The sequence below is a fragment of the Bifidobacterium sp. LH_730 genome, assembly GCF_056355835.1.
The window spans coordinates 1-8,242 of sequence record NZ_JBKETB010000025.1 but is presented as its reverse complement, the minus strand read 5'-3'; the positions used below and the strand labels follow the sequence as shown (position 1 = coordinate 8,242).

Below are 8,242 nucleotides of genomic sequence, written 5' to 3'. Positions count from 1 at the left end.
GCCGACAGCAACGCCACACATACCGACAAGAGCGACACCGCAAGCGAAAGCGTCGAAGGCAACGCCTCAAACGCTTCCCTATGGCACCAGCGCGACTACCGCGCTTGGTTCGCAGCCGACACCTCGCTGATGATCGGCTCGCTGATCGGCGCACTGGCATTCGATCTACTCGGATATACGATCAGCCATGACACGGCAATCGCCGGACTAGCCGCCACCACCTACGCACTGGCCCGTGGCGCGGCCACGCTGGCCGGCGGCTGGCTCACCGACCATGCGGACCGCAAGAAACTCATGGTCGCCGGAGGAATGACATCCTTCGCCGTGCTCGCGTCATTCGTAGCCGCATGGCTGCTGGGACTGGTGAACGTCGCCGGACTGTTCATCTTCGCCGTGGCACGCGGGTTCACTTCCGGCACGTTCTCATCGGTCACCGACGCCGCGCTGCCTCAGATCGTCAGCGGCAACCAACTGACCAAAGCCTACGCCACCAACCAAACGCGAGATGCCATCGGCCAAATACTAGCCAACCCGCTCTCCGGCCTACTGTATGCGTTCGGTCCGGAGACCCCCTTCGCGTTCAGCGCCGTCATGATGCTGGCCATGGCCTGCGCCGCGCCCTGCATTACCACCGATCTGCATCCCGGCAACACCGCTTCAGACACTGGCAACACCGCCTCGGACACCGGCAATCAGCCGAATGCCTCCCACGCCCGTTCCCTCACCGCAGGTTTTCGGTGGTTCATGCGCTGGCCCCAAGCGCTGCTGTTGCTAACGCTGACACTACTCGTCAACTTCGCGCTGGCCCTTGGCTCCACAGTGGCGATGTTGCAGCAGCAGGTTCTCGGCACACCGACTGGGTTGATCGGTCTGATGGGCGCCGCTTCCGGCGCCAGCATGATCGCCGGCTCCCTGTTTTCCACACCTCTGTCCAAGCACTTCGCAGGCGGCCGCATCATCCAGCTCGGCCTGCTGCCCACCGTCATCGGCTATGCCGGCATCACATTCACCGACAACATCTGGGCCACAATCGTCGGCTTCGCCATGACCAGCTCGCTGCTCATCCCCTGCAATGCGGTGCTTGGCGCATACACCATGCTGCTGATTCCCAACGACCTGCGCGGACGGGTGGATTCCATAGGCACCCTGTGTTCCATGGTGCTGGGTTCGTTGGCGTCCGCCTGCGCCGGCACCCTGCTCAAATACACTGGCTATCGTTTCGCCATGGCCACCGCGCTGGCCGCAATCGTCGTGGCCGTGACGCTGTGCCTTGCCTCCAAGACCTTGCGCGACATCCCCTCGCAGTCCCGTTTCTCCGAAGTCCGTCCGCTGCCGCTGGACTGAACCGGCAGACGAACTGAACCGATAACTGAACTGAGCCGGCAGACGAACTGAACCGATAGTGCCGGTTCAGAGCCGGCCACACCCCATAAAACCTATCCATAAACGCGATATATCGCGGCCGTCCTACCATGGGTGGGACGGCATGTCACAAGGAGCAACAATGACGCAATCAGCACATGTCAAAGTCTCGCTGACAAGCGGCGACAAGGAGTTCGACCGCTTGTGGAACGATTCCGCCGAATATGATCCGGAGGCGGGCGAGGAACGGTGGATCATCCGCCCCGGCGAGCGCAAAACCATCGACATTGATGACATGGCCGCCATCAAGGCCGCATTCATCAACGGTCGAATCGACATCATCGCCCGCGACATACCAGACGTCAGGCTCGAGGTATCCGATGTGCGCGGCGAGGAGGTGCGTGCCTCGCTGGTCGGCGGCACGCTGCGCATCGGGCACCCGCAGTCGCGTTCCGGTTTGCATAATGTCACCGGTCTCGATGTGCCTGCGTTGCTATCCGCGATGTTCGGGCGGAATCGCAATCATGCCTCAGATGTCCGCACCGCCAACAAAGGCGATGCCGCCTATGCGAATATCACCCTGCTGGTGCCGCGCGATATCACGGTGACAATGGATTGTCTCAATGGAGATGCGATGGTCAGTGGCGTCAGGGGCGACGTATCGCTGGATACCATGTCGGGCACGCTGCTGGCCGATCAGATAACCGGCAATCTCAAGCTTGATACGATGAGCGGCAAGGTGGAGGCCCGCAACCATCAGGGCAACGTCAGGGCCAATTCGATGAGCGGCGATGTCATCGTCTCCGGCGCATGTCCCCGTGTCAAACTCGACACCATGAGCGGCAAGCTGTATTTCAACGCCATGGGCGCGCCGGAGAAAGTGTCGCTTGACGCCATGAATGGCAGCGCAGTCATCAGTTTCGACCCGTCGGTGCATGCGCGTTACAGCATCGACGGCATGCGCTGCAAAGCTGTCATTGATGGCCATAGGCTGCATGCAACCGGCGGCACACTTCATTTCGAAGATGGGCCGCAGGATGCGCCTGTCACCACAGTCAAAGTCGATGCCATGCGAGCCCAACTCACGGTGGTGCGCCGTCCCGCCGGCAGCGATAGCTCCGAGAACACAACCGAGGCCGAGTCATGAGCGCCCCGACATTCGCACATGGCCAGATGCGCCTGTATCTGCTGTCGCTGCTCACCGATTCACCCAAGCACGGCTACGAGCTGATGCAAAGCATCGAGCAACGGTTCAACGGCACGTATGTTCCCAGCGCCGGCACCATCTACCCCCGTCTCGCCAAACTCGCCGAGGATGGCCTTGCCTCCAAGCGCATCGAGGGACGTAAAACCATGTATGCGATCACCGACGCGGGCAAGGCTGAACTTGCGCAGCGCGCCGATGAATTGCAGGCGCTCGAGCATGATATCGACGCCTCGCTGACGAACCGCGCCGCCTCTGACGATGCGCAGGCAGAGGCCGATGCCCTGCGCGCCTCGATTCGCCGTTCCATGAATTCCATGCGCAGAACCATGGAACGACCGGACCTGCGCCCCGACAAGTTCCCCTTTCCCGCAAATGGTACGGCTGCGCAAACGAACGACGTGGATGGCGCAGGCCAAGGCCGTGCGGACGATAGTTCAGGAAGCACAGCAGACGTCAGCACACGCTCCACACCGGCGAGCGCCGCATCAGCGGGCAATGTTCCGGCGAGCGCGCACCCCGATACCGGTGCGCGAGACGACAACGTTTCGTTGGACGGCAACGGTTCGCCGATTGCGGCTGTTTCCGAGGCGGGCTGCCGGTACGACCGCGCCATGGCGGTTATCGACGAGTTCCGAGATACCGCGCACGCCACGCTCGCGCGAGCCCGCTCGGATGATCGCATCAGCGCCACCAGTCTCGAGGTCCTCAGCATCTCGTTGAAGCGTGCGCTCGAGGATCTGAACCGCACACTGTGATCCGCGGGGGTGCTTTGTGGCGCGCTATGCACCCCGCGGCGCGTCACGACACTTTGTGACGACCGAGGCGCCCGACTCCATAATCCGTGCCCGGCAACGTATTGCGTTCGCGTTCTTCCCCCACATCAGCAAGCGGGGAGTCGGGACCTGTCGCCACGGATGTTCGACACAGGCCGTCTGCCGTATGCCGTTTGCGTTTGCCGTCTGCCGTATGCCGTTTGTCGTTTGCCACAAATCACGGTCCGACATTTTTGCAATCGTTGTCAAAAACGTTTATCATAAGGAAATAGCAAGAAGAAGAACGCAAAACAATGTCAATGACGACTTCCATTGTTCAACGTTTGCAAACCTGACTCACACAGAGGTGAACGATATGCCGGTTTCAACGCCACGCGCCGAAAGTCCCGAACGCATCTCCAGGCCCTTGATCCAATTGGCCAAAGCCGCCGGAGTGTCCACTTCGTACATCGACCAACTGGGCACCTATGTGGAGAACAGCGACGAGGCGATCGTCGCCGTGCTTGCCGCGCTGGGAATCAATGCGGCGGACGAGCAAGCGGTCGCACGGTCCCTGCGTGAATTGAGGGAGAGCGACGCACAACGACTCATGCCGCCCACCATCGTGGCCCATAGCGGCGAGACCACGGTGGTAACGCTCAATTGCACTCCCAACGACCACCCGTCCGCCACCATCGACTTGGAGAACGGCACATCGTTCGACGAGACCATCGCCCTGAGGCCGGCAACGGATGGCATCGGAATGGCGCTGGACCTGCCCTCCAGCCTCCCGATTGGATACCATACGCTCAGCATCACGCTCAAGCCGGAGGACGGCACCGCAATGGCCGGTGCCGCCGGTGCCGCCGGTGCCGGTGCCGCCGGTGCCGCCGAACGTTCCGCCACAGCCACGATCATCTGTGCGCCGGCGCGCATACCGGTGCCGGAGGCAGTGGAACGCCGCCACCGCTGGGGATGGATGACGCAGATGTATTCGGTCAGGGCCCACGACTCCTGGGGCATAGGAGACTACGGCGATCTCAAGCGTCTTCTCGTTGACGCCGCCAAGAAGTCCGGCGCGGATTTCATGCTCATCAACCCGATCCACGCAGGCGCGCCGATTCCTCCGCTCGAGCCGTCTCCCTACTTGCCTGAATCGCGTCGTTTCCTCAACGTGACCTACATCCGTCCGCAGGATATCCCCGAATACGCCACGCTGCCGGCTGCGGCCAAGGCGCAGGTGGATGCCCTTCATGATTCGGTCGCCCCGCGCAACGATGAGTCGACGCCGATGGATATCAACGCAGCATGGGACGCCAAACGCAAGGCCCTGCGCGTTATCTTCGAATCGGGCCGGACTCCCGAACGCGAGCAGGCCTTCGCCGATTTCGCGGCCCGCGCCGGAGCGGATCTCGATTCCTTCGCCACATGGTGCCTCTGTTTCGAACTGTGGGGAGCGCCGTGGGGAGAGGATCGTTGGTTCTTCGAGAAGACCATTGACGACCTATCCGTGCGCCAATTGGTGCGGGATCATCGCGATCTGTTCGATTTCGAACGTTGGCTGCAATGGATTGCCTCCGAACAGGTGAACGACGCGCAACGCGCGGCATTGGACGCTGGTATGGCCTTGGGCTTGATCCAAGACATGGCCGTGGGCGTGCATGGATTGGGCGCGGCCGCATGGGCCAATCCCGAACGGTTTGCCCTCGGCGGCGTGACCGTGGGTTGCCCGCCTGATTTCTACAACCAGCAGGGCCAGGATTGGGGCCAGCCGCCGTTCAATCCCCGCTATCTGGAGGAGACCGGTTATCAGGTGTACCGCGAGATGGTGCATTCCATGTACGAACACGCTGGTGCCGTGCGCATCGATCACGTGCTTGGATTGTTCCGCCTGTGGTGGATTCCGCAGGGGCTTGGCGCGAAGAACGGCGCCTACGTGACCTACGACCACGAGGCGATGCTTGGCGTGCTGTCCATCGAGGCGTCGCGCGTTGGGGGCATGGTGATCGGCGAGGATCTGGGCACGGTGCCCGACTATGTGCGCACTGTGCTTGCCGACCATGGCGTGCTTGGCACCGATGTGGAATGGTTCGCCCGCGTGGACGACTCCCCCAACGCAGGGGACCCCTACAAGCCGGCGTCCGACTACCGGCGCCAGGCCCTCGCCTCCGTGACCACGCATGATCTGCCGCCCACTGCCGGATATCTCAACTTCGAGCATGTCAAGCTGCGTGAGGAGCTGCATCTGCTGGCTGGCCCGGTCGAGGAGTTCGCAGCGTCGGCCCTGGCCGAACGCACGGCCATGATGGATCGGTTGGTCGCCAGCGGCTATATCACGCCCGATATTGCAGCCGATGTGCCGGCGCACGAACAGCAGATCGTCGAGGCCATGCACGCAATGCTCCGCGACACACCGTCGCTACTGCTGCAGGTCGCGTTGGTGGATGGCGTGGGCGAGCATCGAGCCCAGAACCAGCCCGGCACGTCAACGGAGTACTGCAATTGGCGCGTTCCCCTGTGCGACGAGCATCTGCATGTGGTGCACACCGACGAGGTATTCGACCTGCCGAGGGTGCAATCGTTGGCAGCGGTGATGCGCCGATAGCGGGGCGGCAGGCGTTCCATAGGCAACGGATGTGCGCTGCGTGTCTACCCGCACCTACCGCCGCAGGTAGTCACGCAGCGAGTGCTCGAGGATCGGCACATGCAGCGCGATGATGCTGCCATAGCCGAGCACCACCAGGAGGAACAGGCCCTGCGGCATCATGAACCAGCTGGCAACCAACAGCGCGACGAACACGGCGTCCAGGGCCATCAACGCGAGCGTGGTGCCGAATTTGGTGACTCCGAATATGAAGGCGTTCTTCCACGTGGCAACGATCGAGTTCTCGAACCTCGCCTGCAATGCGAAGGTCCATTCGAAGCCGATCAGCCATAGTATCGTCAACGCGAATTTAGGGACCAGCAGCGGAGTGATCTGCAGCACCACCCATGCGTAGACCAAGCCGATCGCGACCAGCAGATATGGCAGCCAGAGCAACGTCGCCTTGATGAAATTCGCGGCGAAGGCCTTGAAATAATTGCGCGTCACGCCGCCGGCCTCGCCTTGGATCGCACGACGGATCGCGTCATGGCCGGCGGTCAGCGAGGCTCCGATCGTCGCGATCGGAATCGACGTGACCAGCATCAGAATATTCACAATCACCGCATCGATCAGGTTGCCCAGGCCGATCATGAATTTCGAATCGGGGGAAAGAAACCGCATAGCACCTCCTAAGCCCATAGTAGGCCCGCGGCAAGCCCGCAGCATGGCAGGACCGGTGCGCCGAGAAGCGCAGTCTGCAATAACCGTGCGATCATTCGCACGAACAGCAAACGAGCACATTATGAACGTGGCTGGATATCAGCGATATCCAGCCACTCATGTTCATTTGGGGAGAGGAAAGTGCGCACAACGTGTGAGCGTTGGTGCTTTGTGCGCGGATGTGGAGGCTCGCGCAGGCTCAATACCACCTTCGCTCGGCCACCGCCTCGCTCAGGCGGGAGCCTGTGGACAGTCCAGTGGACCGTCCACTAAGGGATGTTGACATCAGCCGTCATCCCTTTACGGCTCCCGCCATTACTCCGCTCACGATGTACTTCTGGCAGACCAGGTAGAAGACGATGATCGGGATGATCGCCAAGACCAAGCAGGCCATCATGGCGCCCATGTCCACTGAGCCATAGCCTCCCTTGAGGTACTGCACGGCCACGGAGATCGTCTTGTACTTACCTAGGTCGAGCGTCAGGTACGGCAGCAGGTAGTCGTTCCAGATCCACATGGCCTCGAGGATCGCCACCGACACGATGGACGGCTTCATGATCGGCACCACGACCTGGAAGAAGGTGCGTGGCACGGAGGCTCCGTCGATCATGGCCGATTCCTCGAGCTCTTGGGGGATTCCCTTGATCACGCCGGTGAAGATGAACACTGCCAGACCCGCTCCGAAGCCCAGATAGACCAGCGTCAATCCCCACGGGGTGTTCAGCCCGAGCATGTCGGCGATCTTGGACAGCGTGAACATCACCATCTGGAACGGGACGATCATGTTGAACAGAAACAGCGTGTAGAGCAGTTTTGCGGCCCAGTTGTTCACACGCACGATCCACCATGCGCACATCGACGTGCACACCAGGATCAGGATCACCGAACCGACGGTGATGAGCAGCGTCCATCCGAAGGAGGCGAAGAACTGGGTGGTTTCCACGCCGCGCACGTAGTTCTCGAATCCGACGAACGCCTTGCCGGTCGGGATCGAGAAGGCGTTGCGCGAAATGTAGGCCTTCTGTTTGAAGGAGTTGATCACCACTAGGACGATCGGGAAGATCCACAACAGCGAGACGACAGTGAACAGCACCGTCCACAGCGCGCCGTGCTTGACATTGCCCCTATCCTCGTTCATCAGGCTGCCACCTCCTTGCTTGTGGTGAGCTTGTTCTGGATTAGCGCGATCACGGCCAACAGGATGAAGAACAGCACGGCCTTCGCCTGGCCGACGCCCTCCCAGCCCATGCGGCCATAGAAGGTGCGTGTGATGTTCAGCGCCAGACCTTCGGACATATTGCTTGGCGCGCCGTTGGTCAATGCCAGGTTCTGGTCATAGAGCTTGAAGCCGTTGGTCACCGTCAGGAAGGAACAGACGGTGATGGACGGCATCATCAGCGGGATGATGATGCGGAACATTGTCTGGCGTCCGCTGGCGCCGTCAACCTGCGCCGCCTCCAGCACGTCGGTCGGCAGGGATTGCAGTCCGGCGATGTAGATGATCATCATGTAGCCGATCTGCTGCCAGCACACCAGGATCACCAATCCCCAGAAGCCGTACGACGCCTTGTAGGTCAGGGCACGCCCCCAGTGCGCGAGCACGCCGTTGAGCAGCAG

At 61.4% G+C, this 8,242-nt stretch carries 7 protein-coding genes; 4 read left to right on the top strand and 3 right to left on the bottom strand.

Going from position 1 to position 8,242, the window contains the following annotated elements; all coding sequences use genetic code 11:
* From AC1AUD_RS13570 to malQ, 4 genes are all read left to right on the top strand, one after another.
* On the top strand, positions 1–1,344 hold a 1,344-nt coding region (locus AC1AUD_RS13570), incomplete at its 5' end, for an MFS transporter (protein WP_476574909.1).
* A gap of 160 nt (positions 1,345–1,504) precedes the next feature.
* Positions 1,505–2,509, top strand: a complete 1,005-nt coding sequence (locus tag AC1AUD_RS13565) for a DUF4097 family beta strand repeat-containing protein (protein WP_476574908.1) — start codon at positions 1,505–1,507, stop codon at positions 2,507–2,509.
* Positions 2,506–3,324, top strand: coding sequence for a PadR family transcriptional regulator (locus AC1AUD_RS13560; protein ID WP_476574907.1), 819 nt, complete (start codon positions 2,506–2,508; stop codon positions 3,322–3,324). Before AC1AUD_RS13565 ends, AC1AUD_RS13560 begins: the two co-directional genes overlap by 4 nt.
* A 373-nt stretch (positions 3,325–3,697) precedes the next feature.
* The gene (gene malQ, locus AC1AUD_RS13555; RefSeq protein WP_476574906.1) at positions 3,698–5,926 is read left to right on the top strand and encodes a 4-alpha-glucanotransferase; all 2,229 of its coding nucleotides are present in this window, start codon (positions 3,698–3,700) and stop codon (positions 5,924–5,926) included.
* 54 nt (positions 5,927–5,980) lie between these two features.
* Here the strand turns inward: malQ and AC1AUD_RS13550 are convergent, their stop codons facing one another.
* The 3 genes from AC1AUD_RS13550 to AC1AUD_RS13540 all read right to left on the bottom strand — a co-directional run.
* Positions 5,981–6,586 (bottom strand): DUF624 domain-containing protein, encoded by a 606-nt coding sequence (locus AC1AUD_RS13550; protein WP_476574905.1) that lies wholly within the window; start codon positions 6,584–6,586, stop codon positions 5,981–5,983.
* A gap of 331 nt (positions 6,587–6,917) precedes the next feature.
* Positions 6,918–7,763 (bottom strand): carbohydrate ABC transporter permease, encoded by an 846-nt coding sequence (locus tag AC1AUD_RS13545; RefSeq protein ID WP_476574904.1) that lies wholly within the window; start codon positions 7,761–7,763, stop codon positions 6,918–6,920.
* Positions 7,763–8,242: carbohydrate ABC transporter permease (locus AC1AUD_RS13540; RefSeq protein ID WP_476574903.1), on the bottom strand; the 480-nt coding region annotated here is incomplete at its 5' end. The genes AC1AUD_RS13545 and AC1AUD_RS13540, both read right to left, overlap by 1 nt.

What these genes read in the sequence shown, in the direction of transcription:
- AC1AUD_RS13565 (WP_476574908.1), top strand. Translation starts at nt 1,505, where the DNA reads ATGACGCAATCAGCACATGTCAAAGTCTCGCTGACAAGCGGCGACAAG.
- malQ (WP_476574906.1), top strand. Translation starts at nt 3,698, where the DNA reads ATGCCGGTTTCAACGCCACGCGCCGAAAGTCCCGAACGCATCTCCAGG.
- AC1AUD_RS13545 (WP_476574904.1), bottom strand. Translation starts at nt 7,763, where the DNA reads ATGAACGAGGATAGGGGCAATGTCAAGCACGGCGCGCTGTGGACGGTG.
- AC1AUD_RS13560 (WP_476574907.1), top strand. Translation starts at nt 2,506, where the DNA reads ATGAGCGCCCCGACATTCGCACATGGCCAGATGCGCCTGTATCTGCTG.
- AC1AUD_RS13550 (WP_476574905.1), bottom strand. Translation starts at nt 6,586, where the DNA reads ATGCGGTTTCTTTCCCCCGATTCGAAATTCATGATCGGCCTGGGCAAC.